A 26,508-nucleotide genomic window follows, 5' to 3' on the forward strand; every position below is an offset into this window, starting at 1 on the left:
AAGCCCAGACGCGGAAAACGCCTGAAACACGGGTTTTACGCACCTCGAATACAACATAAGGGGCATTATCGGACGTTGCGGGGCGGTCGAAATCCGCCCTGATTCGACGCGTCGATCCCATCTGCCAGCCCTCGGTATGGCGACACCGGGCGGCTCGCGCCGCTCCGCTGAGAGACGCGACGACTCTTCAGCGTCGGCCTCAGCTCTCTTCCAAGAAGACGCCGAGTTTGCGGAACTTTTCGTAGCGTTGCTCGAGCATCAGATCGACCGGCATCTCTTCCAGTTCAGACAACTGACGCGACAGATAAGTCTTCATCCGAGTCGCCATTTGATGATGGTCCCGATGAGCGCCACCGAGCGGTTCTTCGAGCACATCATCGACGACGCCGAGACGCAACAAATGGTCGCTTGTGAACCGAAGTGCGGCCGCCGCTTTGGGCGCGTGTTCGTGGCTCTTCCACAGAATTCCGGCACAGCCTTCCGGGCTGATAACGCTGTAGTAAGCGTGCTGCAAAACCGCGACTCGATCGCCGACGCCGATCCCGAGAGCGCCACCGGATCCGCCTTCGCCGATGACGACGCAGATCACGGGCGTCTTCAGATCACTCATCATGAACATGCTTTCTGCGATCACTTGAGCTTGGCCACGTTCTTCGGCACCGATCCCCGGATACGCTCCCGGCGTGTCAATGAAACAAATGACCGGCAAGCGATATTTCTCGGCCATTTTCATTTTCACCATGGCCTTGCGATAACCTTCCGGATGAGCGCAACCAAAGTGACAAGCCGCACGTTCCTTGTAGGTCCTACCTTTTTGGTGACCGATCACCATCACCTTGAATCGATCCAGCTTCGCGAAACCCGACAGCATCGCGCGGTCGTCGCCAAAGTGTTTGTCACCGTGCAATTCGACAAATTCGTCAAACGCTAAGTTGAGGTAATCGCGCGTGTAAGGACGGTTCTTATGACGAGCCACTTGGACCGTTTGCCAAGGGTCCAACGATGAGTACGTCTCTTTCAATTTGGCAACACGAGCCAAACGCAACGATCGAATCGCTGAGTCAATTTCTTCACTGCGATCAGTGTTCCGTTCCAGCGAAGCGATTTGCTCCTCCAGATCCGCGATCTCGTTTTCGAATTCTAATCCGGGTCCGGCCATCGCTTAAATTTCCTCTTCTTCGTCGCTGGTAGGTTCGGGGCGTTTGATCATGTCCTCGGGCGACTTCATGGAAGTGTCATCATCGAAGATGGTCACTTCAGGTCGACGAGGACGTTTCCGCCAAACTTCGATGTTGCGGAAGACTTTCAAGAATTCCCAAACCGATGGCGGCCGAGCATCGGGCGACTTCGCCATCATGCTTTTGACCAAGTCCGCAAAATCTTTGGTCACGTTGTCGTTGTAGACAATTGGACTCGGGATCGATGCCGACAAGTGTTTGGAAAGGAGATCGTTGGGAGTCTGACCGGTGTAAGGCGGCTTGCCCGTGCAGGCTTCGAACAGCACACATCCAAACGAATAAATGTCACTGCGTTCGTCGCAAAGCTTCCCGCGAATTTGTTCGGGAGCCATGTAGCTGCGCGTGCCCTGGATGTTCTTTGCCTTGTAGAACATCTTGCTCAAACCGGTTCGCTTCGGTTCGGTGATTGTGAAGTCAATCAGCTTGGTCTCGCCGGTATGAGAAACCAGATAATTGTCTGGTTTGATATCGCGGTGAATCCAATTCTTCGTGTGCATGTAGTAGAGGCCTTCGGCGGCTTGCTCGATGATTTTGTCGAGCATGTAGGCCAGCGATTCGGGGCCCTTGCGAAGTGCCTGTTTCATGTTCATTTCACTGAACAATTCCAACACCAAAAACGGGCGACCGTTTTCGACGCGGTGATCGATCATCTTGATGATCCGCGGACTGTTCAGCGCTTTGCCGACGTTGTACTCATGTTTCAGTGACGCCAACTCAGCTTTGTCGTTTGACATCGACTGCCGCAAAATCTTCAGCGCGTATCGCTTTTGATCCCCTTCATCAATCGCTTCCCAAACTTCGGCGGTCGACCCAATACGGATCAGACGAGCGAGTCGGTAAGGACCTAGAAAGTCGCGTGATTTAGACATCGAGCGGCTGGGGCTTTGTCGGAAACGGGACGATCGAGTTGAACGATCAAAACGATTTTGTGGCATCGCATGATAGTCCAACCGCCCCCACAGCCGAAAGACGTGTGCCCGACACCGTAAATCGCTCGGCGGGAGGCGGGATACCGCCATGGGAATCGGCGTTTCCGCTCGATACCACCCTGCCCTCCTCGGCTCACCAACGCAGTTCCAAACACGGGACCGCCCGGTAGCGAACCCCCGTTCAGCGAGCAGAAATCAGATCCGCATACAGCTCGCGGATCCGTTGGGTCATCGTTTCGTGGCGGAACAGGTCGGTGAATCGAGTTCGCCCCTCTTCCCCCATTCGCAGGCGAAGCTCCCCGTCGCCAACCAAACGAATCATTCGGTCCGCCAAGTCAGCGACCTGCCCTGCCCCAACCAAATACCCAGTTTGGTCATCGATCACGACTTCTCGAGCTCCGTCGATGTCATAGCTGATCGCCGGACGACCGGCGATCAACGCCTGAGGCAACGCTCGAGCCAGGCCTTCCCGGTAGGACGCGTGAACCAAAATGTCCATCGCTCCAATCATGGCGGGGACCTCTGACGGAGGGACCAAGCCGGTGAAGATGAAGTGTTCTTTCAGTCCCAGCGATTCGATTTGTTGTTCCAATTCCCCTCGCAATATTCCGTCTCCGACCAGCAGAAACCGAACGTTGGGATGCCGATCCGCGACCAACTTGGCGGCAGGAACCAAATCAGCATGACCTTTCAAATGAAACAATCGAGCGATTTTGCCCACCACAACATGCTCGTCTCGCAAGCCGTACCTTTGCCGAACAGCCTCGCGGTGATCCACCGCATGAACGAATGGGTCGACATTCATCCCGCTGTGAATCGTCACAAATTTTTCGCGTGGTGCGACGCCCGCTTCCACCATCAAATCCGTCATCGCGTCCGCGACGGAGATCAGCTTGTGGCAACGCGAAGCGGCCCACCGTTCACAACGAACAAAGAAGTCATGAGCCAGTTTGGATTGGTACTCATGGAACGGTGCCCCGTGGACCGTATGAACGACAACGGGACGCTTGCCGGTGGAGGCTCGTTTCAATCCCCAACCCACGTGTCGGCCTAGCAGACCGCCCTTTGCGCTGTGCGTGTGGACGACGTCGGGATCAAAGTCCAATAGAGTCCGCCGCAGATCACGCGTGGCATTCCAGTCGTGAAGCGGATGGATTGCCCGACGCAGCGAGTCAATCAACTCGATTGGCAGGCTGTCCAGTTCGAACCGCCCTGCCCTGCCCTTTGAATCGTTCGCCGAATCTCCAATGTCACTGGAGTCTTTGCGAACACGTTCGGAGAGCAAGTCTCCTTCCGGTCCAACAGCAGGCCCGGTAACGAGCAAGACCTCGTCCCCATGAAGGTGAACGAGGTCCTGGCAGTTGTGCAGCGTGTTTTCTTGCGCACCACCAATGATCATTCGGGTGATCACATGGGCGATACGCATGAAAGGTCTTAAGCCCCGAACTCTAAGCGACGAACGCCGAGTTGCTGTTGCAAACGATTGACGATAGCGGTGTGCATTTGGCTGACGCGAGATTCAGACAGGTCCAACGTGGCCCCAATCTCCTTCATCGTCAGTTCTTCGTAGTAGTACAGGATGATGATCAGACGCTCGTTGCGGTTCAACCCTTTGGTGACCAAACGCATCAGATCGTTTTTCTGGACGCGACGAGTGGGGTCTTCCCCCTTCTTGTCTTCCAGGATGTCAATCTCACGAACATCTTTGTAGCTGTCCGTTTCGTACCACTTTTTATTCAGCGAGACGACGCCGACGGCGTTGGCTTCGCTCTGCATCTTTTCCACTTCTTTGACGTCGATCTCCATATGAGCCGACAATTCTTGGACGGTTGGTGCTCGACCAAAGCGGGCTTCCAAGGTCTTCGTCGCGGTGGCCAGTTTGCTGGCTTTGCTGCGAACCAAGCGAGGCACCCAGTCCATTTTGCGAAGTTCATCGAGCATTGCCCCACGAATTCGAGGCACGCAGAACGTTTCGAACTTCACGCCGCGTTCGGTGTCGTAGGCGTCGATGGCGTCCATCAGGCCGAACATGCCAGCACTGATCAAGTCATCTAGTTCCACGCCATCGGGCAGACGTTGCCAAATGCGTTCGCCGTTGTAGCGAACCAATTGCATGTAGCGTTCGACCAACTGATTCCGCAGCGGCTCGTAATCAGGCGCATCTTTCGTGGTGGATTTGAAAGAAGTCCATACCTTCAAGATCGGGTCGTCAGCAGTTGCGGTAGCCGGCATAGAATCCTCCGTGATGATCACTGATTGCTAACTTCATGTCCGCATCGGAAATCCGCTGCGTGTCCGTCACTAGCAATGAAATAAGTCTTGGTGTGTTTGAACGTGCGAGTCAATCAGCATCCGTGCCGTCAACAGTCCGCCGTCACTTGGTTTGGTTTTCGGTTTCTTCCGATGCCGTTTCGGCGACACCTTCCTGAAACCACTTCACTCGTTTGCGATACAAATCTTCCACTCCGTCTCGGATCAACTGATCCGCAATTGCCCCTGCCAAACCTCCGATGCCCATGAAGACGATCAGAGTTCCGATCGCTTCGGAAGCAACGTCTCCGGCCATCTCTCCATGCCAGATTCCGCGAAGGACAACCAGTCCCATGGCGAAGGATCCAAGCGATAGAGCCAATGATCGGGTCACGTCACCGTCCAAACAGTGGAGGCAGGCCAGAAAATAAAAACGGGTCGAATTCTTCTATCCCAAACTCGTTAAACGGACACTTCAAAAAAAGTCTCAAGTGACTTTCGTCGATCACGTGCCGTCGCAGTTCAGAGTATCGGTCAGCTTCCCGTTGATACTTCAGTCAAACTTTTCGAAATTAGGCCGCCTCGCCGTAGTGCAAAGATTCGTACCCGTCCATTGTTTCAAATCCCATCTCCCCCAATCCAGCCGTAGGCATGTGCGGCAACAATTGTGCCACCAGACCCGAAGCGTCAGCCACGGCGATGTCATCGGGGACTTGCTGACCATTGGTCAAATAGCTCAGCGGCGGCGCGACGACGCGATCACGCCCCGTCAACGCAGCCAGCACAGATGCCATACAAGGTGTCTCATCAAGCTTGGTCAGTGTGACCGCATTGGCTCGCACCGGTGCGAAACCTTCTAGCGTCGTTCGAATGTTCTCACCCGAACTGGTCGCACTGAGAACCAAGTGTGTTTCGTCAGGATGCGCCGCTCGCAGAAACTCTGAAAGCTGTTCAATGCGGGCATCGCTTCGTGGACTCCGGCCCGCGGTGTCGATCAGGACCAGATCAACATCGCCGAGCGCACTGAGCGCCGTTTCCATCTGTTCGGGTTTCTCAACGACTTGCATTGGCAAGTCCATGATCTCGGCGTAGGCCTTCAGTTGCTGGACCGCCGCGATTCGGTAGGTGTCAATCGTTAGCAAACCAACACGCCGTCGGGCTTCGATACGAAAACCTGCCGCGAGCTTGGCGACCGTCGTTGTTTTGCCAACGCCTGTTGGTCCAACCAACGCGACCACGTGACGATCACCTGGCTGAGTTCGGATGGGTCCACACAGGTTTAACTCCCGAGCCACTGCTCGTTGCAGGTGTTCCATCCAACGCTGGTCAGACTGAACCGCTGATTCAGAATTCGCGATTCCCGCAGCAAAACTGGACGCCGAAGCCATCCATCTGCGAGCGGTGGATTCTTCCACTCCAGCCTGAAGCAATCGCAACGAAAGCGAATCTGCAGGACTCAGTTCACCCGATGCGTAACCGGCACCGTAGAAACCGCCCTGCCCTGCTCCATTGCCCGCGTTTCCAAAACCTTGGATCCCGGTGCTTGAGGAATGTTGGTGTGACGCATCATAATTTTGATACGCCGCATCCATGGGATTCTGTCCCGAAGAAACCGGTGCTGCGCCGGGATTGATTGTGCCGGCGTTGATATTGGGTGTCCCGGTCGGCGACGTGCCATAACCAGAGGATGCCGCGACGGAGTTGACCGAACGGACATCAGCGGGCTGCAACGGTTCGTCCGCGTAGTTCGCTGAAACGCGACTGCCGGATGCATCGTGCGAAGTTCCATCCTCAGGACCGCTGTGCAACCCCGCAGTGACTTCCACATGAGTCCGGCCAAGCCAGCCCATCCAGCCATTGCGGACCTGCCGCGTATGAAGCACGGAAGCTTCCGGGCCCATTTGATCTCGGATGTCTGCAAGGGCTGCTTGCAGATTCGCTGCTCGAAAAGTTCGGATATGCATCAATCACTCACCACGCCGTGTGACTGGATTTTTGTGTCTTGTGTGATTTCGTTGTACGACAACACACGAACGCGGGGCATCGATCCTGCGATGATCTGGCGAAGTCCCGGACGAATCCGCGGACTGACCAAAATGATCGGGGTATGTCCCAACGTGATTAGTTTCTTAACGGCTTGGGAGATTTTGTCGCAAGTCGAGTCCACCGCTTGAGGACTCATCCGAACAAAAAGTCCTCGCTCGGTATGTTCGATTCCTGCCGCAATTCGGTCTTCCATTGCTGGATCGAGCGCCACGACGTGCAGTTGGCCCAATTCGTCGCGATAGCGTGTGCTGATCGTTCGCGCCAAACGGTGACGAACGTATTCGCTGAGCCAAATCGGATCCTTCGTCCGCCCCGCGTGATCACCCAGCGTCTCCAGAATGATTGCCAATTGTCGAATCGGCACATCTTCACGAAGCAATGTCTGAAGGACTTGTTGGACATCGCTGATCTTCAGCATGCCAGGAATCAATTCTTCCACGACTGCGGGAGCCGCGTCTTTCAATTCGTCGATCAAATGCTTCGTTGCATCGCGGGTCAGCAATTCGTCCGCGTGACGACGAGCCAACTCTTGCAAGTGAGTCGCCAAGACCGCACCAGGTTCGACCGTTGTGTAACCATAAATCGCAGCTTGTTCACGGCGGATCGGATCAATCCAAACCGCTGGTTCGCCGAACGTTGGATCTTTTGTCGGTTCGCCGTCGATGACACCGGTCGTGTGCCCGCTGTCGATTGCTAGCAAGCGATCCGGCAGGACGCGTTGTTTGGTCAGTGGGTTTCCAGCGATTCGAATTTCATATTCGTAGTCGTGCAGATTCATGTCGTCGCGAATCCGCACCTTGGGCAGCACGACACCGATGTCGCCCGCGATTGAATGCCGGACACCCGTGATCCTCTGCATCAAATCACCGCCACGGTTCGGGTCCGCCAGCGACAACAATCCCAGACCGATGGCCAATTCCATCGGGTCCACGTTCAAGTAGTCCTCGACTCGCTTTTCAGCCGGCGCGGACGCGGCCGCCTGCTCGGCTTCTTCAGCGTCCAACTCATCTTGTTCGTCTTGTTTGTTTTGTCGGTTCATGACAACGGCCAAACCGATGCAACTGGCTCCCAACGTCGCCATCGGCAGGGCTGGCAAGCTGGTCAAAATCAACAACGACAGAAATCCACCGGCAACAGCGAGTGCCTTTGGATTGCTGAACAACTGCTGCAAGAACTGCTCAGGCAAACTGGCTTTGCGAGCACTCCGGGTGACCAACAAACCCGCGGCCAGCGAGATCAAAAGCGCGGGAACCTGACTGACCAAACCGTCACCGATGGTCAGTTTGGTGAACAGTTCGGCTGCCTCCGACACGGTCATGCCGTATCGCATCACCCCGATGTACAGACCACCGGCCACGTTGACCAACGTGATCACGATGCCAGCGATGGCATCCCCACGAACAAATTTGCTGGCACCATCCATCGCCCCATAAAAGTCGGCCTGGTTGGCGATCTCTTCGCGACGGCGTTGTGCTTCTTTTTCGTCGATCAAACCCGCGTTCATGTCGGCATCGATCGCCATCTGGCGACCTGGCATCCCGTCCAACGCGAATCGGGCGGCAACTTCACTGATCCGAGTCGCACCCTTGGTGATCACAATGAATTGAATCAAAACGATGATCACAAAGATGATGATCCCGATTTCGATCCTGTCCCCGGCAACAAACTCACCGAAACCTTGAATCACACCGCCGGCGGCACCGCCGCTGCCGGATTCGGTACTGGTCAAAATCAACCGCGTCGTAGCGACGTTTAACACCAACCGAGCAAGTGTTGTGGCCAGCAACAACGATGGAAAAATGCTGAATTCAAGCGGCGTCGAGACGTAAACCGTCGTCAGCAAAACAATCACACCCACGGTGATGTTGGTTGCCAACAACAAGTCCATCAAAAATGGCGGAAGCGGTACGAGGATGACCACCAAACAAGCGATGATGCCAATCGGCAACACCAAATCTCGGTAGCGCATCAATAACTGCATCGCCGGTCGTTCCTTCGGGCTTGAGCGTACTCTTCTGATGGCGGCACCTTCCCGGTGCTACCCAAGCCCGACGGTATCAAAACTCTTTTTTCGTCGAAAGTGAAGAATCCGACTCAAGTTAGGAAGATGAACAACCGAAAGAGCACACGTCCTTTTTGACCGGACCAGTTTCACGCCGTGGTGCCAAGCCAGAGCGGCTTCAAGCCTTCACTTGCAATCCAGAAAACGCTTTTTGCAGCCCTAGTTTGCTGATTTCGGCTTGGATCGCTTTTGCATCAGCGTTTTCCAACGTCAACGAGATTTCGTCGGCCAACAGCTGAGCGAACAGTGACCGGGCGATCGGCAACTGACGCTTCACCTCGGCGGCGGACACGCTGCGTTCGGCCAACTCAGCGACTCGACCAGCAATCACCTCGGAGGATTCCCCCGAATGGTCCGCGACCATTCGCATCACATCGTGAACCAAATCATTGATCGGCTCGTCGGCCACCACATCGGCATCGGCATCGGCATCGCCCGCATCGACTTCGCCCGATTCAATTTGGTGAGATCGCGTTCTTTCGCGATGCTGTTCACGTTCGAGAGCCCGCCAAGTCCTCTGCAGCAATCCTTCTCGCCAGTAACTGAGCCACCGGCGTGATTCCGTTTTGGCGGAATCCAAATCCAAGTCACGCGGTCGGCACGATTCGCCTGCTTTCTTCGCCTTGCTCTCAATCTCGGTTACCCGAGCCTTCGCGGCGGAGCGAAGCCCCAGAATTAAAAAATCTCGCAATCGACCCTTCGCGTGCCCGGAATACCCAGCTTTGACCAAATGTGAAATCAGTATCGCCAACGCCCGATCCGCATCCGATTCGCTGCCCAATACATCCGTCAGCAACCGACGCATCGGCGGCAAGTAACGCAGCACAAACCCGGCGGCGCTGCCCGCACCGGTCCATGTCTGCCGAGATCGACTGAGCCGAACCTCCGAAGAGCCGGTCAGCGATGAAGCCGACAGATCGCCCGCATTCGCTGACTTCGTTTGCTCTTGCCGAGCCGAAGCGTCAGTGCCAGTCGAAGTGTTGGGATGAGTAACGGCCGGAGGATTCATCCTCGTATTCTAACTCAGTCCGGTCGCCAGGTAGACGTGTAGCTCCCCGAAACCCCGCATCTTGTTGCCAAATTCGGTTCGCAATGACGTTCCCACTTTCAAGAAACCAGCCTCCTCTCAGTCCGTTTTCCAACGAACCGCCAAACCGGGGGCCAATTCGGGCGAACGGTCTCGCGAGTTGAATCGAGTGGGATCTCCCAACCAACCTTCCTGCGACAACACCAGGGTGACGACACCGGGGGATGATCGCAGAAAATCATCCAACGCTCTGGAAACAAAGCGGAGTCCGTCGGGCTGATCCTTCAGGCCTTCCCCAGAATTATCGAACTTCAATTCCCCAAGCGGCACCAGATCACCCACGCCATTGGCCACCGGACTGGTCTCGAACGTGAGCGACGCTTCTCCAGTTTCGCTCCAATCTAGTGATCCGATGCCACCGGGAGTCGTCAAATCCGATGGCCAACCGTGGACCAAAATCCGTCCCACACCTGGGTGCGAGTTCGGAGCCATACTCAGCAACAATGCGGAACGATCGATTCGCTTCAGAACGGCGCTTGCCGAATCAGCTCCGGCACCCGACGGCGGTGGCAACTGCGTCAGATCAAACCTTAGAAAAGCGATCGCCAAAACATTCTGATCGTTCGCCCCATCACGATGAGCCATAACGGCGGGCTGCTTTCCAAAGTCTTCCTTGCTTCCTTCGCGAACATAGGTATCGGCACCTTTCCCAGCACGCGTTCGGATGGTTTCAAAACCCAACAGATCGCCGGTCTGCAAATTTTCAGTGACTTCAAATTGAGATGTCAACGAGTCCACATGTGCCCCCGCCGGTGATTGCAATTCGAAGATCACATCAAAACGCTCCTGAGCCAAGTTGTTGGTCAGGAACTGAATCTCAATCGATTGCGTCTCGCCTGGCCCCGGCAACTGTCTTGGCGAAAACGATCGGGGAAAAGCGGGAGCCTTGCGTTTGAGCTGCCCCTCTTGCTGCAAATAGGTGGTGATGCGAGCCACCTGCCCCGCTTGCGAATAGCGAATCCGCGGATCGCTTTCACGTGAGTCCGCCTGATTGGTCAACTGCAACCGAAACCTGGCCATTTCGCCAACGGGAATTTCCGGATCAGCAATGACCTTCCCTGTTAACTGCAATGCGCCCAGTTCAGCAGCCAACACCGCGGGTGAGGTGTCGGGCGTCGAAGCCGACTTCACCGATTCCATCGACGTACTCTTCGAAGTTCCATCGCGAAGCATCCACCACACTCCACCGGCAATCAGTGCAGCAACGGCCAAACCAACGGCCGCAAAGAACGCTTTGCCTGTTCCACCACTTGTTGTCTTTGTCGTCGCAGCCGGTTCTGCCCCCGCTGGCACCGACGAGCCGTTGCTCGAATTGGCATCGATATCGATTGCCAATCCCGCTTGCTTGGATTGTTGAATCTGCTCCGACACCGCCAACAATGCTTTGCGAAAGTGCCCCGCCGTTTCGTATCGCTGCCCGGGCTCTTTGGACAACAAACGCATAATCAGTCGTTCGAGCGGCTCGGGCACCTCGACGGATTCACCGTTCTGCTTTCGCTGGGAAAGCGTCAACGGTTCACGGCAGAGAATGTTGACCAGTTGAGTGGGCGTGTTGGAAGCAAGCAATGGAACTTTCCCCGCACACATCTCATACATCACCACCCCGAGTGAATAGAGATCGGTGCGTTCGTCAACGGTCTCATTGCGAGCCTGTTCGGGTGACAAGTAGCCCGGTGTGCCGACGACGCTGTCACCGCGAGCCAAGCCTTGCACCGCAGATCCTGCGACCGCCAAGCCGAAGTCCAAAATCTTGACCCGTTCGGAAGGCGATTGAATCCACAAGTTCGCCGGCTTGATGTCTCGGTGAATGATTCCTCGATCGTGGGCGGCTTCCAATCCCAAGGCGACTTGATCCGCGATCGCGATCACTTCTTCCGAGCTGAATTGGCGACCGGATTGCAGCAACTGCTCCAGCGTTCCTCCCTGCAACAGCTCCATCGCCAAGAATGGTGTGCCATTGCGTTGCCCAACTTCGAACAGCGTCGCAACGTTGTCATGATGGACCGCGGCCATCGAGCGAGCTTCCTCGACGATCCGCTTGCGACTATTCGGCGATTTCGCGAATCGCTCGTTCATCACTTTCAGAGCCACGGTGCGCTGCAACCGAGTGTCTTGCGCTCGGTAGACATGCCCCATGCCGCCTTGGCCCAGCAATTCGATCACGCGATACGGCCCTAGTCGGCCCAATTCGCCAGCTGCTTCTGGGGGATCCAGAAACTCAGGGGGTGAATCAGGTGCGGGCGGTGAATCGGTCATGAGGTGCCGGGTTGCGATGGGAAACCAATGCATTCCACCGGTCGTCGATGCGGTTGACCGGCTGGCCAGCCGCCCCGCCCAACTCGTTCGGCAGAATCCAACCCTGCAGGGTAAACACTGGCACATCGCCCAACAACTCTTCCGCCACGGAAATCTGTCCCCATGGAATCCATGCCGGGTCTTGATACGATTGGCCGCTGGATTGGGCCGAGACCACCGCCCTGCCCTGTCCCGCTCTGAACATCTATTCGCCTTCTACCCGCGACGAGCCCGTGTCACGAACCGCTATCCATGATCTCGCCGACGGAATGACGTTGGCCCAGCCGTTCCAAGCTGCTGACAAACAACTGCGAGTCAATCGTCAGGGTGGCAAGTACATCCTGCTGAAGTTATCCGACCGGTCGGGCACGATCGTCGGGATGATGTGGAATGCGGACGAAACCACCTTCGACACCTTCGACCGCGGCGACTACATCCATTGCACCGGTCGAACCCAGGTGCACAACGGTTCCCTGCAGGTGATCCTCACCGAGATCCAGCGCATGGACCCGGCGGAAGTCGACCAAAGCGATTTCGACCGCTTCGATGCCAACCAAGCGGACAACAACTTCACGCGTCTGAGAGAGTTGCTGGCCACGATCTCACAACCCGCACTGCATGCGTTGGCTCAGTCATACCTGAACGACGATTCGTTTGTTCAATCGTTTCGCCAGGCCGCCGCCGCGGTCTCCAATCACCATGCCTATCCGGGCGGACTGCTCGAACACACCGTCAACATGATGGAATTGGTCCGACTGATCTCACCGCGATACGCCAAAGTCGACACGGACCTGTTGTTGATGGGAGCCTTCCTTCACGACTTGGGGAAGATTGATGAACTGCGAGCCAGCGGCGAGATCAGCTACACCGACCGAGGTCAACTCGTTGGACACATCGTCATCGGCGTTCAGCGTTTGGGCGAAAAGATCGCAGAAACCGAAGCCTCTACCGGCCAAAAGTTTTCGACCGGACTGCGGCACCAATTGGAACACTTGATCGTCAGTCACCACGGTGTCTTGGAATACGGCAGTCCCAAGATTCCAGTCACGCTCGAAGCGGTTGCGTTGCATCACATCGACAACCTCGATGCAAAGCTCGCTTCGTACTCTTCGATCATTGATTCCGACATCGCTGCTGATGGAAACTGGACGAACTACACCCCATCGATCGGACGCAAACTTTGGAAAGGCGACTCGTGAATTCCACCTCGCAATCAAAAACGGAATCCGCCCAACAAGATGCTGGCAAAGCCGTCGTGTTGCTGTCCGGTGGACTGGACAGCGCCACGTGTGTGGCCATCGCCCGCGACCAAGGATTCGAAGTTCATGCAATCAGCTTCCGCTACGGCCAACGCCATGACGGCGAACTTGATCGTGCAGCAAAACAAGCCAGCCTGATGGGCGTCGTATCGCACCGCGTGATCGACATTGACCTGGCACAGCTTGGTGGATCCGCTCTGGTGGACTCGTCCATCGCCGTCCCAAAATCGGATCATGTCGACAAAATCGCGGGCGACATCCCGGTGACGTACGTCCCGGCCCGCAACACAATCTTTCTGTCGTACGCTTTGGCGGTTGCCGAGACGTTGGGATCGCGAGACATCTTCATCGGCGTCAATGCACTCGACTACAGCGGGTACCCGGATTGCCGTCCGGAATTCATCGACGCATTTCAAACGATGGCACGCTTGGCCACCAAAGCAGGTGTGGAAGACGAACATTCGCTTACCATTCACACGCCGCTGCTTCACTGGACCAAGGCCGAAATCATCCAGCGTGGAATCGAACTGGGAGTGGACTACTCACAAACGCTGTCCTGCTATGACCCACAAGGCAGCAGCGACGAAATGCGTCCGTGCGGTCAATGCGACGCCTGTTTGCTGAGAGCGAAAGGCTTCGCAGAAAACGAGATCGCCGATCCGGCAATCGGCTGAGACAACGATCTGGATGACGTGGACTTGGTTGCGATGTGGCTTGGGCATTGAGGGCTGCCCGACGGAACAGTTGAGGACAACTGTTCTACTCTAGAGGTGCCCATCTCAACGCGGTCGCGATTCAACGACATTGCCCCGGGGAGGACTCGGTGAGTGGATTGCAAAGTGCAAATTGATCAATGCAAATTGCAAAGTATTTCCGGCTCGGCAACTGACGTGACAACGCAGACCTGCAACTGCCAATTTGCAATGTCCACTTTGCAATTTGCAATCGCCCCGTCTCGCCATTCCTCTCATGGCAGTCACGCCAGACCGCCCCGGACGGAGCCGTCGTCCTTAGCTCGGGGTGGAAACCCCGAGACCGAACGAGAAGAACCATCAGTCGCCCCGGATGGGGCCGTCGTGAGCGTTCCCGCGTTGTTGAAAAGCACGACGCGAACGGTTGGAACTGGACTTGGTTGCGATGTGGCTTGGGCATTGAGGGTGGCCCAACGGAACAGTTGAGGACAACTGTTCTACTCTGGAGGTGCCCATCTCAACGCGGCCGCAATTCACCGACATTGCCCCGGGGAGGACTCGGTGAGTGGATTGCAAAGTGCAAATTGATCAATGCAAATTGCAAAGTATTTCCGGCTCGGCAACTGACGTGACAACGCAGACCTGCAACTGCCAATTTGCAATGTCCACTTTGCAATTTGCAATCGCCCCGTCTCGCCATTCCTCTCATGGCATCACGCCAGACCGCCCCGGACGGGGCCGTCGTGATTGCTCCGGTATCGTCCAGCCGCACGACGTCAGCGGTTGGACCTGGACTTGGTTGCGATGTGCCTTGGCTGTTGAGAGTGGCCCGACGGGACAGTTGAGGACAACTGTTCTACTCTGCTGCGGTCCATTTCAACGCGATCGCGATTCACCGACATCTCTTCTACTGAGGTCTCGGTGAGTGGATTGCAAAGTGCAAATTGATCAACGCAAATTGCAAAGTATTTCCGGCCCGGCAAGTCACATGATTTCACCGACCTGCAATTGCCAATTTGCAATGTTTACTTTGCAATTTGCAATCGCCCCATCGCATCTCGCGTGTTTCCGCGTTAGCCCCCCGCAGGTTTTCCCTACTTCAACAGGAACCCGTTGAGATTCCAACCGGTCTCGGTGGTTTCAACAAATCCGAACGCGTTGCGGAAGTACTTTTCAACCTCGCTGAACGCTGGCCATTTACTGACGTTCAAACGCTCGATGGGTTCGTCCGCTTTGGGCTCGTCGCCTTCGAACATCCGCCGGACCAACGACGCCAAGACCGAGTCACTGTTCTTCAATTCGCCTTGACGTTGCAGTTCGTACTTCGCACGCAGCGACTGACGCAGACGCACCACGCGTTGAAAAGCCACTTCATCGGCTCCCATTTCGCTGGTCAGTTTCAAGAGGTCTTTGACTTCGTCCAAGTCGGCCAGCTTGTCGCCCTCGCCGGTTTGCATTCGCTTCGCCACATCGACCAACCATTCCACATGGCTGCTAAACACCAGGTGTGACTTTTTGGAACCCTTGCCAGCAGGAACCATGGCGATGGCCCAGGTGTTCAAGAGCGGAGTTTGCTCTTCATCGATTTCTTCTTCGAAACCTAGGTCATCGAAGAACTCGTCATCCAGCTCGTCATCACCACTGCCGTGTTTGACCTGCCAAATTTCAACGCCGGGAACGGTGTCAACTTTGAAGACGTCGGGTTCGACCTCCATCGCTTTGCGAACCGCCGTTCCGATCGCATCAGCATTGAGAACTTCGATCGCAACCAAGACACGTTCCGAATCCACTGTTGCGGGCAATGTGTTATCGGTCAGCAACAACAGATGCTCAGAAAGATTCGGCAAAACGTTCTTTTCAATGTCGATTTGCGGCCCTTCCTCATCATCGCGGATGCCTTCAATGCTGGGCCGAAAGATTTCATTGTCGAACGCTTCATCGACCAAAGTCTCGACCGCCCAAAACGCTTCTTCGATTTTCCAGTTCACTCGCGTGATACTGGCTGTATTGGCAGGAACCCATGCCGGAATTCCTTCCAGCGGCGTGTTTGGAAATTGGAGCATTCGAGCCGCCAAACGATAGCGGCTGGGTTTGTCGGTCACCGGAGGAGCATGCACGTAGCCACGATGCAGCAAGTCGAATTTGCCCTGACCCACGACCGCGATACCGCCAGCTGCTTGCAAGGCATCGAACCCTTGATTCTCCAACAGATTCAAAATGCGAACCTTGTTGCCTCGATCCACTTTGGCGACGTCGCGAATGATCCGGCCCATCGTCAAAGGTTTGACAAACCATTCGACCTGCGAACCTTCGACTTCAATTTCGCTACGTGAAAGAGCCTGCTTCCAAACGGTTCGCAACAATGGTGCCTTGTCCAAGGAATCTTCCCGGCCATCGTTTGCAATCGCGTCCAGAATTTCCAGCACCACCGAATCACGATCCGATGCGATCACGCGATCCTTGGTCAGACAGACAACAACCTGTTCGATCTTCAGTTGCCCAGGTCGCGTCTTTGGTCGGTACACGCGTACGGTTTCACCAGCATGAGTGACATCGGTCCGGGTCGCGCCGTCGGCTTTCAGATCTTGATCAACTCGCTTCAAGACAGCTTCCGCTTCCGCGTGCTTTCCGCGAATGTCGGCGACAACGCAAACGGAAGACGGTCGGCGGTTGTCGTTTTCAAACGGCAACCAAACCGCGATCACTTCTCCGGTCGCGATCTCGTACAGTTCCTTCGGACGCAATCCGACTTTGTCACCCAGTTTTTCCCACACGGCACCTTGGCTGCCGAAATTGGCATCGATCAATGGCTTCATCGAGGGATCATCCGTGATGCCAGACAGAGTTGTCTTCTTCCACGAATCACACAGCACGGTCAGGTTGGGAATACGTACTACACCAGCGGCCGTGTCGGGCAACAACTTCAACGCCGTCATCAAAACGGGTTTGGCACCGCCCTGCTCTGCCCCGGCTTGCTTCGCAGGCCCAGCGTTCTTTTCGAGCCCGGCTTCCTTTGCGGGTGCCGCATCTTGGGCGATCGAATGTGATCCAATCAAACACACGGCCAGAACGGCTGTCATCACATGGAGCACCGCGAGGCGGCAAGCCTGTGTTCGACCGTCGAAGTTGGAAAAATATGTTCGCGTGGGATTGATCACTCGTTTGTCCGCCACTTGCACCCGTTGAAAATTCATTCAAGATCCGTCTGAAATCATCGGAATCCATCCGAGCCCGCGTCTCTGCGCGACTGGCTCAGCCGGCCGATATCGTAAACCCTTCCATTTCGGGCCGAAATGCCGATGTCACCATCCATCGCCTGATTTGTGCCCTTGCAAGAGACCAAAATGACCGAAACGCAGGAAACTCCGTACCAAAACCCCCTGATTGAGCGTTACGCGTCACGAGAAATGGCGTTTCACTGGGGTCCCCAGCGGCGATTCGCATCCTGGCGAAAGGTCTGGATTGCGCTAGCGGAGGCCGAACAAGAGCTCGGAATCGCAATCACCGATGCCCAAATCGAACAACTGAAGTCGTTCGAAAACAAATTAAATCTGGACGCGGCGGCCAAATACGAACGTGAACTTCGCCACGATGTGATGGCCCACGTCCACGCTTACGGCGATCAGTGCCCGGACGCCCGTGGGATCATCCACCTCGGCGCGACCAGTTGTTTCGTGACCGACAACGCCGACCTGCTGCTGATTCGCGAAGCCCTTGAGCTCACTGCTAAACGCTTGGCGGCCACGATCGACCAAATGGCAAAATTCGCGGCCGAGCACCGCGACCTGCCCTGTCTCGCCTTTACCCACTTTCAACCAGCCCAGCCCACAACGGTCGGCAAGCGAGCATGTTTGTGGATCTACGACCTAGTTCTTGATCTCGAAGCGATCGAACATCGTCTCGAAACTCTGCGTGCACGCTCAGCCAAAGGCACCACTGGAACCCAGGCGAGCTTTTTGGAATTGTTCTCCGGCGACCACGACAAGGTCCGTGCGTTGGAAAAACGAATCGCTGAAAAGCTCTCGTTTGAGTCGGTCTACGCCGTCACCGGACAAACCTACCCTCGCAAAGTCGACGCTCAATTGCTCGACGCCCTGTCCGGGATCGGGCAAAGCCTGCACAAGATCGCCACCGACATCCGCTTGCTGGCCGGTCGCAAAGAAGTCGAAGAGCCGTTTGAGAAGAAGCAAATCGGCAGCTCGGCAATGGCCTACAAACGCAACCCGATGCGGAGCGAGCGAATCTGTGCACTCGGTCGATTTGTCATGAGCCTGCAAAGCAGCCCCGCGATGACCGCAGCGACCCAGTGGATGGAACGCACTCTCGACGACAGCGCCAACCGCCGCTTGGTCATCCCGCAAGCGTTCTTGGCAATCGACGCGGCACTCGTGTTGATGCAAAACGTTGCCGACGGAATGGTCGTCTACCCAGCCACGATCGCAAAAAACTTGGGTGCCGAGCTTCCGTTCATGGCGACCGAGAACATCTTGATGCAAGCGGTCGCTGCGGGCGGTGACCGTCAAGATTTGCACGAGCAAATTCGCGTGCACAGCCAAGCGGCAGCACTAGAAGTCAAACAGAACGCTGGCGACAACGACCTGCTGGAACGTCTCAAAGGCGACGAGAACTTCGCCGGCATCGACTTGGAAGCTGCGATTGATCCGCACGCTTACGTGGGGCGAGCTCCCCAACAAGTCGACGAGTTCATGGAAGCGATCATCACCCCCATCCGCCAGCGTTACTCTGGCAGCGACAGCTTGAGCGTTGAAGTCACGGTCTGATTTCGACGGGCGACTGCCCCTAAACGCAAAGATCTCGCCGGCGTGTCATATCGCCGGCGAGATCAAATGTCTTTCTTGGATCGTCTGTTCTAGAAACAATAAGTTTTAGAACAAGAAGATCGTGTCAATGCCGAATGTGGTTTGGTCGTCTTGGTCGTTTTCCAAGATGCCGGTCACGTCGGCTCCGTCTGCCCAGTCCCAGCGAATTTCGGGACGGATCAAGACGTTGGCGTGCGGTTTGACGTTGGCACCCAAGGTTAATGCGTAGACGTCAACGTTGCCGTTGAAGACACCCGCGTCGGCGTCATACCACTCGAAGCGACTGCCCAAAGCCAAACAATCGCTGACCGTGTAGATCAGGTAGTTGTTCAGGCCGTAGGTTTCTTTGAAGTTGCCACCATTGCCGTTTTCTGCGTCCATGTAATCCGACTGCAAGACATACTGCAGTTGATCGGTCAACGCGATGTCGGTGACGATCGAGTGCATGTAGCCCTGCGACGTGGTGCCGGCTGGCTCATCCGCAAAACGTCCAGCGACAGTTGCGTAGGTCACAGTGACGTCGTCACTCATGGCTAACGAGACACCGCCCAAGAACGAGTCGCCGTTGTCTTCGAAACCGCTGTCCCAACCCAAGGTGTAACCACCGTAAACGGTCAAGTCATCGCTAGCGTTGTAGGTCGCCAATGCACCGGTGTGGGTGAAGGGCTCGCTGTTGTACATCGTGTAAGCGTGGCTGTAGAAGAAGTTGTCAGGAGCGGCAACAACTTCGTAGCCAATGATCGTGAAGAAGTGACCAAACTTCACCGACAGGTCGCCGTAGCCAACTTCACCGTAGACTTGTGGCAGTGCACTTCCGTACTCGCCATGCTTCCAACCGGTGTCCCAGTGGCCATTGTCGATGCCGAACGCCTGTGTGTCCTGAGCGTCGATGCCGTAGACGTAATCGATGCGTCCGCCGAAGTCGAAACCGTTCGAGGTGTCGATGGCCTTCTCAGCGTAGAACCAAGCTTGATGCAGGTTGTATTCGTCGGGACGATTGTTGAACAAAGGCAATGCTTTGTTGTGGTAGCCCATTTGAACCCAACCGCCGACGGAGTAGCCACAAGCTTCACCGAAGAGCGTGAACGGATCGCCGAGGTCACAATCAAACATCCCGCAACCGCCGTCATCAAACAGGCCGCCACCCATGTCGCCACAGCCCATGTCGCCGCAACCACCATCGCAGGCCAACTCACCGCAGCCACATTCCATTTCAGGAAATGTGTCACAGGATTCATCACAGCTGGCATCAAAGTGCCCGACTGGAACGACTTCGGCCTGACTGGTTGGCATTCCGCCCTGGTAACTTGCGTCGGCCACGAATCGGTCGGCAGCAGAAGCGCCATTGAGGCTTCCCAATCCAACCAAGCCACCGAGGGCCAACCACAAAGCAGCTCGTTTCGATTTCATCTTGCTCGTCCCTGATCGATTTCAAATGGATTCGCCGCGTCCACAGTGACTGCCACCTTCCATGGCAGCAAACCAGTCAACCGTGTCGACCGCCAAGTAGAGGCGAGTCCTTGCTGGGAAGTATCGTCCTCGCGGCGCGATGCAATTGAGACCATCGCCATAGAAACCCCAGCCCGAATCACCGGAAAATCCGGCACAGCGTTAAACTTTGCGGGTTAGGGGATTGATCCGGCGATCCACGAGGCGTCGGCCGATCGGCCTGAGATCTTGAGCGCAAACGAAAAAAAGCCGGCTCATCGCATTTCTGCGGTGAACCGGCCTCTTGGATCTCACGAAATCTTCGTTCGGGGCAGCTTAGAACGTGAAGATCGTATCGAAACCGAAGGTGGTTTGATCGTCGTCATCATTTTCCAAGATTCCGGTCGTGTCGCCATCAACCCAGTCCCAGCGAACTTCGGGACGAATCAAGACGTTGGCGTGAGGACGGTAGTTGATACCAGTCGTCAGAGCGTAGACGTCGCTTCCGGTGTTGTTGCCATCATCGAAGACGCCTTCGTTTTGGTACCACTCGAAGCGGCCACCCAAGGACAAGCAATCGTTGACGCTGTAAACCAAGTACTGGTTGATACCGAACGTGTCACGTGCGGTGGCACCAGTTTCGTCTTCGGTGTCCAGCAAGTCGGACTGGATGATGTACTGCAAGTTGTCACTGACAGCGTAGTCAGCAACGATCGAGTGCATGTAGCCCTGCTCAACTCCACCAGCGTTGTCTTCGCCGAAGCGACCGATGGTGGTTGCGTAAGTCAGAGTCAGGTCGTCGGTCAAACCGGCCGAGAACCCGCCCAGGAAGTTGTCGCCATTGTCTTCGAATCCGCTGTCCCAGCCCATGGTGTATCCACCAAAGACGCTCAGGTCATCCGAGACGTTGTACGTTGCCAATGCACCGGTGTGGGTGAATGGCTCGCTGTTGTACATCGTGTAGGCGTGGCTGTAGAAGAAGTTATCCGGAGCGGCAACGACTTCCCAACCGATGATCGTGAAGAAGTGACCCACTTTGACCGACAGGTCGCCGTAGCCCATTTCTGTGTACAGCTGAGGAATGGCGTGACCGTAGTCGCCACCGTTGTCCCAGTCGTTGTCCCAGTGACCGTTGTTGATCCCGAACGCTTGCGTGTCAGGTCCGTCGGTACCGTAGACGTAATCGATACGTCCACCGATGTCGAAGCCACACGAAGTGTCGATGGCTTTTTCAGCGTACAACCATGCTTGGTGCAGCTGAACGTTGTCGGGACGGCTGTTGAACAAAGGCAACGCCTTCGTGTGGTAGCCGATCGACGCCCATCCACCGACTTCGATGCCACAAACATCGCCGAACAGCGTGTAAGGGTCATCCAAGCAGCAGTCGCCCAAACCGGGCAAGCAGCTTCCGAGGCCACCGCCGCAGAGCGAATCACAACCGCTGTCGCAACCTGCGTTGCAGCCACAGTCGCCCAAGCAGCCGACGGTTTCGCAACCGCAAGTCACTTCGTTCTCGCAACCGGTGTCGCAGCCGCCAACAGGCTCACAACCACACACGGGCTCACCACAATCGCAAAGCGACGAGGTGCAAGAGACCAATCCAATATCATTTGCTGAAGCGCCGGTCAGGTTCGTGGCGTTAACGCCGCATGCAACCGCTGCGATCAGAGCTAGTTTACTAAGCTTCATTGCTTTCTCCGTTGATATCCCAATCCAATTGGGTCGTTTCGTGTCACCAAGATTCAAAATGGATGCTGTTAGAACGGGAAGCTGTGCCCCCAAAATGTGGGGAGGGCCGATCTCTCGCTCACAACGATGAAACAAACGCAGTCCATCGCTTTTTCAACGCACACGCTGCCTGCCGCCGATGGCACATCGAAACTTCCAGGCAATCGCTTCGGAATTCGAATCAATCACCTCGAAAGATTTCGAGTGAGTTGAAAGCAATCCATCATGTCGTCGGGAGAATTCATCGGTGGGTTTGCGAGATCTGTCCTCAACCGGTGCTCAAAACGACTTAGAAACCGCCCGCGGGGTGCGCAACGCGCCTGTTAATCCTCATCTGCGGGTCGCTCCCAACGTTCCGTCTGGGCAAACTTTGACGCTTCCCGACCCGAACACGCCCCGCATCTGAAAATCCTGCTTTCAATAAAACGTTCCACCCGCTATCCTGCGGGGCTTCTCCCTGAAATCAGGGATTTTGACCGTCTCAAATCACATTCATGACAATCACCGCGAGCGGTGGCGGAGAATCAGATGGCACGACAGTGCGAAGCGTGCGGCAAAAAAGTCCAAATGGGCAACCGTATCGAAACCCGGGGTAAAGCGAAGTACTTGGGCGGTGTCGGTACCAAGATCACCGGCTGTACCCGCCGTAAATTTGTCCCCAACCTGCAAAAAGTTCACGTGACATTGCCAAACGGCACCAACAAATCGATGCGAGTTTGCACGCAGTGCATCCGCAGTGGTGTCGTTCGCAAAACGGTGAAAACAAAACCGTTTGACGTCAGCGGCAGCAAAAAGTCCTGATGTCCAGTTCCGGCAGTAGCAACGGCGGCTCGGTCGACATCCAAAAATTGGCTCGACTGGCTCGCCTTCAGCTTACGGAGCAGGAGCAAACCGATTTCGGTCCGCAAATCACGGACATTCTCGGTTTCGTCGAACAATTGTCCGAACTCGACACTTCCGGTGTCGAGCCGATGACGAGTGCGCTCGACGTCGAGAATCGATTCCGCGACGACGTTCCTGACCAAAGCCTGTCAGCCGAAGTGGCGACACGCACGGCGCCCGCCTCTCAAGATGGCACGTTTCTGGTGCCGCCGGTCCTGGGAAACACTTCTTCCAAGAAGTGAAGCATCACGAGCAACGTTTGCGGGAAGGATTCATTTCCAGGAATCCCGCGAACTTCGGGCCGGAAGCATCGCTGCGAACTTGGCGGACAATCGATAAATCGCTACGGCTATAAATGCCACTCATGCGTGAATGATGCATATGGATTGGACAAAAACCCAGGCTGCTTGATCACGCAAGCGAAGCGACACCTAGATTTCATTCGGGAACGACGAAGGCACCAGACGCGAATCTTTTATAGATCGACGACCGTATCGCTCGCCGAATCGTCCTGATGCTTCCGCAACTGCTCCATCGCCGCCAAAGTAGCGTCGCAATACGATGAGACGGCTGTTCCCCAGGCCTGTTCTTTCGTCGCCTGGCGAGCTTGCTGCAAAAGCTGGTCGACGTTTTGCCAGTCCAACATCCAATTTCGCTCTTCGGAAGTCTGACGAAGCTGAGTGATCACATCGTCCATTCGAAGCAAGAACGCTTCATGCGAATTGGCTTTAAAACGGCGGTAAGGCCCGGTCCCCAAAGCGGTTTCCCCGCTTCCGATATCGAGCGATTCACCCGAATCCCAGGCATCACCAGCCAAGGCCGGATCGCTCGAACCACCCTGCCCTGCCCCGGACTGACCGGGCATCCCGGGGTTCGATGACGCACCTGCCGAATTCCGGTCCCGCACGCGACGCGTTTTCAGCGGTCGCCTGCGTTCATTCGGCTTGAAGACTCCACTCGCCCAAACCGCGGCCGAAATTGACCCCAGGATGAACGCAACGATTGCCGAGCCCACAAACCGCGGGCTGACCAGAGCGGCCGCCAAACCAAAACCGACTGCTCCCGTCCAACAAAATGCGGTGGTTCCAATGAGCGCCCGAGAGGAAACCTCATCCGCTCCCAGAGAACGGGCTTTCCGCGGCGCACCGTCATTCTGAGTCAGATGCTCATCATCGACTTCAACCACGATCAACGTGATATTGTCCGGACCGCCCCGTAAATTGGCCAGGTCGATCATCACCCGTGCCGCTTTATCGACATCGAGCGAATCCAGCAGAACTGCGAGCTCGTCGTCTTCGATTTGCCCAGTCAGCCCATCACTGCAAACCATGAAGCGGTCGCCAACTTCAAGGTCAAACGGCCCCTCCAGATCCACCAACACTTCTGGCGAAGGCCCTAGCGACCGAGTGATCACGTTTTTGGGAATTGACTTACTGAAGACACTGTCGCTGTGAACTTTGCCGCTGGCTTGCATTTCCCAAACCAGCGAGTGATCAAACGTCAATTGCTCAAGCACGCCCTGCCGAAGTCGATAAACTCGCGAATCTCCGACGTGTGCCACATAGGCGGCACCATTGACCAGAACCAGCGAACTGGCGGTCGTCCCCATGTTCAGGAACTCGGGATTGCTCTGTCCGCGCTCGTAAATCGCGGCATTGGCCAGATGCACGGCCTCGGAAATCGCGTGCTCAGGAGCCTCTTCCCGCGATTGATAGTAGTGCATCGAAATGCGTTCACTGGCAATCTGCGACGCCAACTCACCGGCCGCGTGGGCTCCCATTCCGTCGGCGACAACGAACAGGTGGCCGCGTTGGTTCAGACGTTCGGCGGACTCAGCGATTAAAACCGCCGATGAATCTTGATTGTTCGCACGTCGCATCCCGACATGGGTCTGCTCAGCGAACTTCACTCCGGGGCGCCATGAACCTGACAAACGATTTGTGACCGAGAACTTGTGACCGAGAACACATTCAACCGACGAACTTACACGCCTCTTACAGACTACTTGGCAAATTGTAAGTCGCCACGTGCGTTGAACCTAGTGTATTGAAGGCTCTGACGCCACGATTTTGATGAGCTTCGCCTTCGATTGGGCGTCACGCGGATCGCTGGATCCACAAAACCGACCAAGTAATGAGCTGACACTCGTTTCCCGACCGTTCCGATGCACGCCGCTCAGGCAGGGGCGATCAACTCCGCAGCCAATCGACACGCGTCCAAGAACTCGTCGACCATCAGGTACTCGTCGACCGTATGAATGGACGCCTGACCACACCCCAATGTGACCGCTTCGATTCCGTGCAGCATCAACCAATTCGCGTCCAAACCGCCATTGGCGACTTCACACTGTGGAGAGCGCCCCAATTGCGAAATCAATTCCGTTGCCGCCAGAACTGACGGATGATCCTCCGCTAATCGAAACGCTTCATAATCGACTCGGCTGGTGAATTCAAAGCTGCCTGTTCGGCCCTGAACGTCCTTGACCGACTGAACCGCATTTTCGATCGCCGTTCGCATCTGAGACACGATTTCGGCCCGAAACTCGGCATCGTGACTGCGAGCCTCCGCCCGTAGCTGTACTTCTGGCGTGATCACGTTCGTCGCGTCGCCACCCTGAAAAACCCCCACGTTCGCGGTTCCGCGACGCCCGTCCTTTTCAACCAGTCCCAGCCAACCGTTGCGATGCAGACTGCTGATCGCTTCGGATGCAATCACAATCGCACTGACGCCTTTCTCGGGAGCCACGCCGGCATGAGCAGCGTGGCCGTGAATGGTCACCTGCACTCGTTCGCCACCGATCGCTCCATGACGGATTTTATCGAGTGCTCCGCCATCAAAATTGAATGCTCGATCAACATGGCCGACTTTGGACACGTCCAAATGACGAGCCCCCTCCAACCCGACCTCTTCCTGAATCAGGAATGTGACTGCGGCAGGAGCCAGTTTCAAATCAGGGTTCTTTGCCTGCCGTGATAGTCGCTCGACGATCGCACTGAGAATCACCGCGCAACCGCTGCGGTCATCGGCACCCAAGCCGGTCGGCCCATCGGCCACGACAATTCGGCCCAATTGGTCATCGTCTCGAAGCTGTGGATTGCAACCAACACAGATCGGAACCGTATCCATATGAGCGGAAAGCAACGTCCGCGGCAACGAATCGTCGCCTGGCAACGTGACAATCAAATTGCCCGCGTTGCCATCCAAACGAGTCTTGGTGCCAGCGTCATCGGATTGAATCCAATCCGGATCCACTCCCGCATCCACCAGCATTTTCTCAATCGCGGCCGAAATTGCGGCTTCGTCGCCACTCTTACCAGGAATCCGCGTTAGCTCGAGAAAGCGATCCAAGGCAGCGGACTCATCGATCGCAGCCCAAGACATAGCACCCTTCCCGCCATCATTTATCGCTTCGGACTGGCTCATCGCGTGCGATTGGCACGGCGAGGCGACTGATCTTCCACACGAATTGGCTGTGCTGCGGTGCCAGTTTGCGACTGGTTTAAACGTCCCATTGCGAACCACCCAACGGCCAACAGCAATCCGCTGGCGGCAAACGAGGCCAACATTGGAACAACGTGAGCGGGTTCCGTGGCGTAGTGAGTCAAACCTTCTGTGCTGCCATGCCCTGGGTGAGCCGAAGCGGGAACGGCAAAAACCAAAGCGGCAATCGAGCCAATGAGTGAACGCGACAAAATGAACTCACAAGAATCAAGAGAAATGAGAAGAGCCGATTCACCGGCGGATTTCACCTTCGGCGACCAAACCCAATGCACCTGCCAACCGATGAGCGGG

The 26,508-nt window shown here is 55.9% G+C and carries 21 protein-coding genes; 5 read left to right on the forward strand and 16 right to left on the reverse strand.

Features of this window, described 5'->3' with window-relative positions; genetic code table 11:
• Positions 1 to 199: 199 nt before the first annotated feature.
• From RB_RS17005 to RB_RS17050, 10 genes are all read right to left on the reverse strand, one after another.
• A complete protein-coding gene (locus tag RB_RS17005) occupies positions 200 to 1,159 on the reverse strand; it encodes an acetyl-CoA carboxylase carboxyltransferase subunit alpha (protein ID WP_007338657.1) in 960 nt (319 codons plus the stop codon).
• Positions 1,160 to 1,162: 3 nt separating this feature from the next.
• Positions 1,163 to 2,107, reverse strand: coding sequence for a serine/threonine-protein kinase (locus RB_RS17010; protein WP_007338658.1), 945 nt, complete (start codon positions 2,105 to 2,107; stop codon positions 1,163 to 1,165).
• A gap of 241 nt (positions 2,108 to 2,348) precedes the next feature.
• Positions 2,349 to 3,593: a glycosyltransferase family 4 protein gene (locus RB_RS17015; protein ID WP_011121802.1), complete on the reverse strand. Its 1,245-nt coding sequence runs from the start codon at positions 3,591 to 3,593 to the stop codon at positions 2,349 to 2,351.
• Positions 3,594 to 3,601: 8 nt separating this feature from the next.
• Complete coding sequence (locus tag RB_RS17020; RefSeq protein ID WP_007326480.1) at positions 3,602 to 4,420, reverse strand: FliA/WhiG family RNA polymerase sigma factor; 819 nt, start codon at positions 4,418 to 4,420, stop codon at positions 3,602 to 3,604.
• Positions 4,421 to 4,541: 121 nt separating this feature from the next.
• Positions 4,542 to 4,811 (reverse strand): hypothetical protein, encoded by a 270-nt coding sequence (locus RB_RS17025; protein ID WP_231845723.1) that lies wholly within the window; start codon positions 4,809 to 4,811, stop codon positions 4,542 to 4,544.
• A gap of 178 nt (positions 4,812 to 4,989) precedes the next feature.
• Positions 4,990 to 6,381, reverse strand: coding sequence for a flagellar biosynthesis protein FlhF (flhF, locus tag RB_RS17030; protein WP_164922141.1), 1,392 nt, complete (start codon positions 6,379 to 6,381; stop codon positions 4,990 to 4,992).
• Entirely contained in the window at positions 6,381 to 8,432 is a 2,052-nt protein-coding gene (gene flhA, locus RB_RS17035; RefSeq protein ID WP_007326477.1) for a flagellar biosynthesis protein FlhA, read from the reverse strand. Before flhA ends, flhF begins: the two co-directional genes overlap by 1 nt.
• A gap of 211 nt (positions 8,433 to 8,643) precedes the next feature.
• Positions 8,644 to 9,534, reverse strand: a complete 891-nt coding sequence (locus RB_RS17040) for a hypothetical protein (protein ID WP_011121807.1) — start codon at positions 9,532 to 9,534, stop codon at positions 8,644 to 8,646.
• Positions 9,535 to 9,651: 117 nt separating this feature from the next.
• Positions 9,652 to 11,868, reverse strand: a complete 2,217-nt coding sequence (locus RB_RS17045) for a serine/threonine-protein kinase (RefSeq protein ID WP_231845724.1) — start codon at positions 11,866 to 11,868, stop codon at positions 9,652 to 9,654.
• The gene (locus tag RB_RS17050; protein WP_011121809.1) at positions 11,843 to 12,112 is read right to left on the reverse strand and encodes a hypothetical protein; all 270 of its coding nucleotides are present in this window, start codon (positions 12,110 to 12,112) and stop codon (positions 11,843 to 11,845) included. Before RB_RS17050 ends, RB_RS17045 begins: the two co-directional genes overlap by 26 nt.
• Positions 12,113 to 12,140: 28 nt before the next feature.
• On the opposite strand from RB_RS17050, the gene RB_RS17055 reads away from it, so the two are divergent.
• Both RB_RS17055 and queC read left to right on the forward strand, forming a co-directional pair.
• Positions 12,141 to 13,106, forward strand: coding sequence for a 3'-5' exoribonuclease YhaM family protein (locus tag RB_RS17055; RefSeq protein ID WP_007334964.1), 966 nt, complete (start codon positions 12,141 to 12,143; stop codon positions 13,104 to 13,106).
• A complete protein-coding gene (queC, locus tag RB_RS17060; protein WP_164922142.1) occupies positions 13,103 to 13,840 on the forward strand; it encodes a 7-cyano-7-deazaguanine synthase QueC in 738 nt (245 codons plus the stop codon). The genes RB_RS17055 and queC overlap by 4 nt, the downstream gene beginning before the upstream one ends.
• Before the next feature lie 1,112 nt (positions 13,841 to 14,952).
• Here the strand turns inward: queC and RB_RS17065 are convergent.
• On the reverse strand, positions 14,953 to 17,052 hold the full coding sequence (locus tag RB_RS17065; RefSeq protein ID WP_011121814.1) for a hypothetical protein: 2,100 nt from the start codon (positions 17,050 to 17,052) through the stop codon (positions 14,953 to 14,955).
• A gap of 150 nt (positions 17,053 to 17,202) precedes the next feature.
• Here RB_RS17065 and purB point away from each other — a divergent pair, with 150 nt between their 5' ends.
• Positions 17,203 to 18,639 (forward strand): adenylosuccinate lyase, encoded by a 1,437-nt coding sequence (gene purB, locus RB_RS17070; RefSeq protein WP_164922913.1) that lies wholly within the window; start codon positions 17,203 to 17,205, stop codon positions 18,637 to 18,639.
• Positions 18,640 to 18,744: 105 nt separating this feature from the next.
• Here the strand turns inward: purB and RB_RS17075 are convergent, their stop codons facing one another.
• Both RB_RS17075 and RB_RS17080 read right to left on the reverse strand, forming a co-directional pair.
• Positions 18,745 to 20,088 carry a porin gene (locus tag RB_RS17075; protein ID WP_011121818.1) on the reverse strand — a complete coding sequence of 448 codons (1,344 nt, stop codon included), beginning with the start codon at positions 20,086 to 20,088 and terminating at the stop codon, positions 18,745 to 18,747.
• 354 nt (positions 20,089 to 20,442) lie between these two features.
• Positions 20,443 to 21,663 (reverse strand): porin, encoded by a 1,221-nt coding sequence (locus tag RB_RS17080; RefSeq protein ID WP_164922914.1) that lies wholly within the window; start codon positions 21,661 to 21,663, stop codon positions 20,443 to 20,445.
• Positions 21,664 to 22,362: 699 nt separating this feature from the next.
• Between RB_RS17080 and rpmB the strand changes: the two genes are divergently transcribed.
• Both rpmB and gatC read left to right on the forward strand, forming a co-directional pair.
• A complete protein-coding gene (rpmB, locus tag RB_RS17085; protein ID WP_007334954.1) occupies positions 22,363 to 22,635 on the forward strand; it encodes a 50S ribosomal protein L28 in 273 nt (90 codons plus the stop codon).
• Positions 22,635 to 22,958 carry an Asp-tRNA(Asn)/Glu-tRNA(Gln) amidotransferase subunit GatC gene (gene gatC / locus RB_RS17090; protein ID WP_007329511.1) on the forward strand — a complete coding sequence of 108 codons (324 nt, stop codon included), beginning with the start codon at positions 22,635 to 22,637 and terminating at the stop codon, positions 22,956 to 22,958. Before rpmB ends, gatC begins: the two co-directional genes overlap by 1 nt.
• 233 nt (positions 22,959 to 23,191) lie before the next feature.
• Here gatC and RB_RS17095 read toward each other — a convergent pair whose 3' ends face one another.
• The 3 genes from RB_RS17095 to RB_RS17105 all read right to left on the reverse strand — a co-directional run bounded on the left by RB_RS17095 (position 23,192) and on the right by RB_RS17105 (position 26,408).
• Positions 23,192 to 24,625: a PP2C family protein-serine/threonine phosphatase gene (locus tag RB_RS17095; protein ID WP_007329509.1), complete on the reverse strand. Its 1,434-nt coding sequence runs from the start codon at positions 24,623 to 24,625 to the stop codon at positions 23,192 to 23,194.
• 266 nt (positions 24,626 to 24,891) lie between these two features.
• A complete protein-coding gene (locus tag RB_RS17100; RefSeq protein ID WP_011121827.1) occupies positions 24,892 to 26,097 on the reverse strand; it encodes a M20/M25/M40 family metallo-hydrolase in 1,206 nt (401 codons plus the stop codon).
• 38 nt (positions 26,098 to 26,135) lie between these two features.
• The gene (locus tag RB_RS17105) at positions 26,136 to 26,408 is read right to left on the reverse strand and encodes a hypothetical protein (RefSeq protein WP_011121828.1); all 273 of its coding nucleotides are present in this window, start codon (positions 26,406 to 26,408) and stop codon (positions 26,136 to 26,138) included.
• Positions 26,409 to 26,508 lie beyond the last annotated feature (100 nt).

This window comes from Rhodopirellula baltica SH 1, assembly GCF_000196115.1.
Lineage (GTDB): Bacteria > Planctomycetota > Planctomycetia > Pirellulales > Pirellulaceae > Rhodopirellula > Rhodopirellula baltica.

Excerpts from the sequence above, each read along its gene's own strand:
- RB_RS17005 (WP_007338657.1), bottom strand. The coding sequence starts at position 1,159 with ATGGCCGGACCCGGATTAGAATTCGAAAACGAGATCGCGGATCTGGAG.
- RB_RS17010 (WP_007338658.1), bottom strand. The coding sequence starts at position 2,107 with ATGTCTAAATCACGCGACTTTCTAGGTCCTTACCGACTCGCTCGTCTG.
- RB_RS17015 (WP_011121802.1), bottom strand. The coding sequence starts at position 3,593 with ATGCGTATCGCCCATGTGATCACCCGAATGATCATTGGTGGTGCGCAA.
- flhF (WP_164922141.1), bottom strand. The coding sequence starts at position 6,381 with ATGCATATCCGAACTTTTCGAGCAGCGAATCTGCAAGCAGCCCTTGCA.
- flhA (WP_007326477.1), bottom strand. The coding sequence starts at position 8,432 with ATGCGCTACCGAGATTTGGTGTTGCCGATTGGCATCATCGCTTGTTTG.
- RB_RS17040 (WP_011121807.1), bottom strand. The coding sequence starts at position 9,534 with ATGAATCCTCCGGCCGTTACTCATCCCAACACTTCGACTGGCACTGAC.
- RB_RS17045 (WP_231845724.1), bottom strand. The coding sequence starts at position 11,868 with ATGACCGATTCACCGCCCGCACCTGATTCACCCCCTGAGTTTCTGGAT.
- RB_RS17050 (WP_011121809.1), bottom strand. The coding sequence starts at position 12,112 with ATGTTCAGAGCGGGACAGGGCAGGGCGGTGGTCTCGGCCCAATCCAGC.
- RB_RS17065 (WP_011121814.1), bottom strand. The coding sequence starts at position 17,052 with ATGAATTTTCAACGGGTGCAAGTGGCGGACAAACGAGTGATCAATCCC.
- purB (WP_164922913.1), top strand. The coding sequence starts at position 17,203 with ATGACCGAAACGCAGGAAACTCCGTACCAAAACCCCCTGATTGAGCGT.
- RB_RS17075 (WP_011121818.1), bottom strand. The coding sequence starts at position 20,088 with ATGAAATCGAAACGAGCTGCTTTGTGGTTGGCCCTCGGTGGCTTGGTT.
- rpmB (WP_007334954.1), top strand. The coding sequence starts at position 22,363 with ATGGCACGACAGTGCGAAGCGTGCGGCAAAAAAGTCCAAATGGGCAAC.
- gatC (WP_007329511.1), top strand. The coding sequence starts at position 22,635 with ATGTCCAGTTCCGGCAGTAGCAACGGCGGCTCGGTCGACATCCAAAAA.
- RB_RS17100 (WP_011121827.1), bottom strand. The coding sequence starts at position 26,097 with ATGTCTTGGGCTGCGATCGATGAGTCCGCTGCCTTGGATCGCTTTCTC.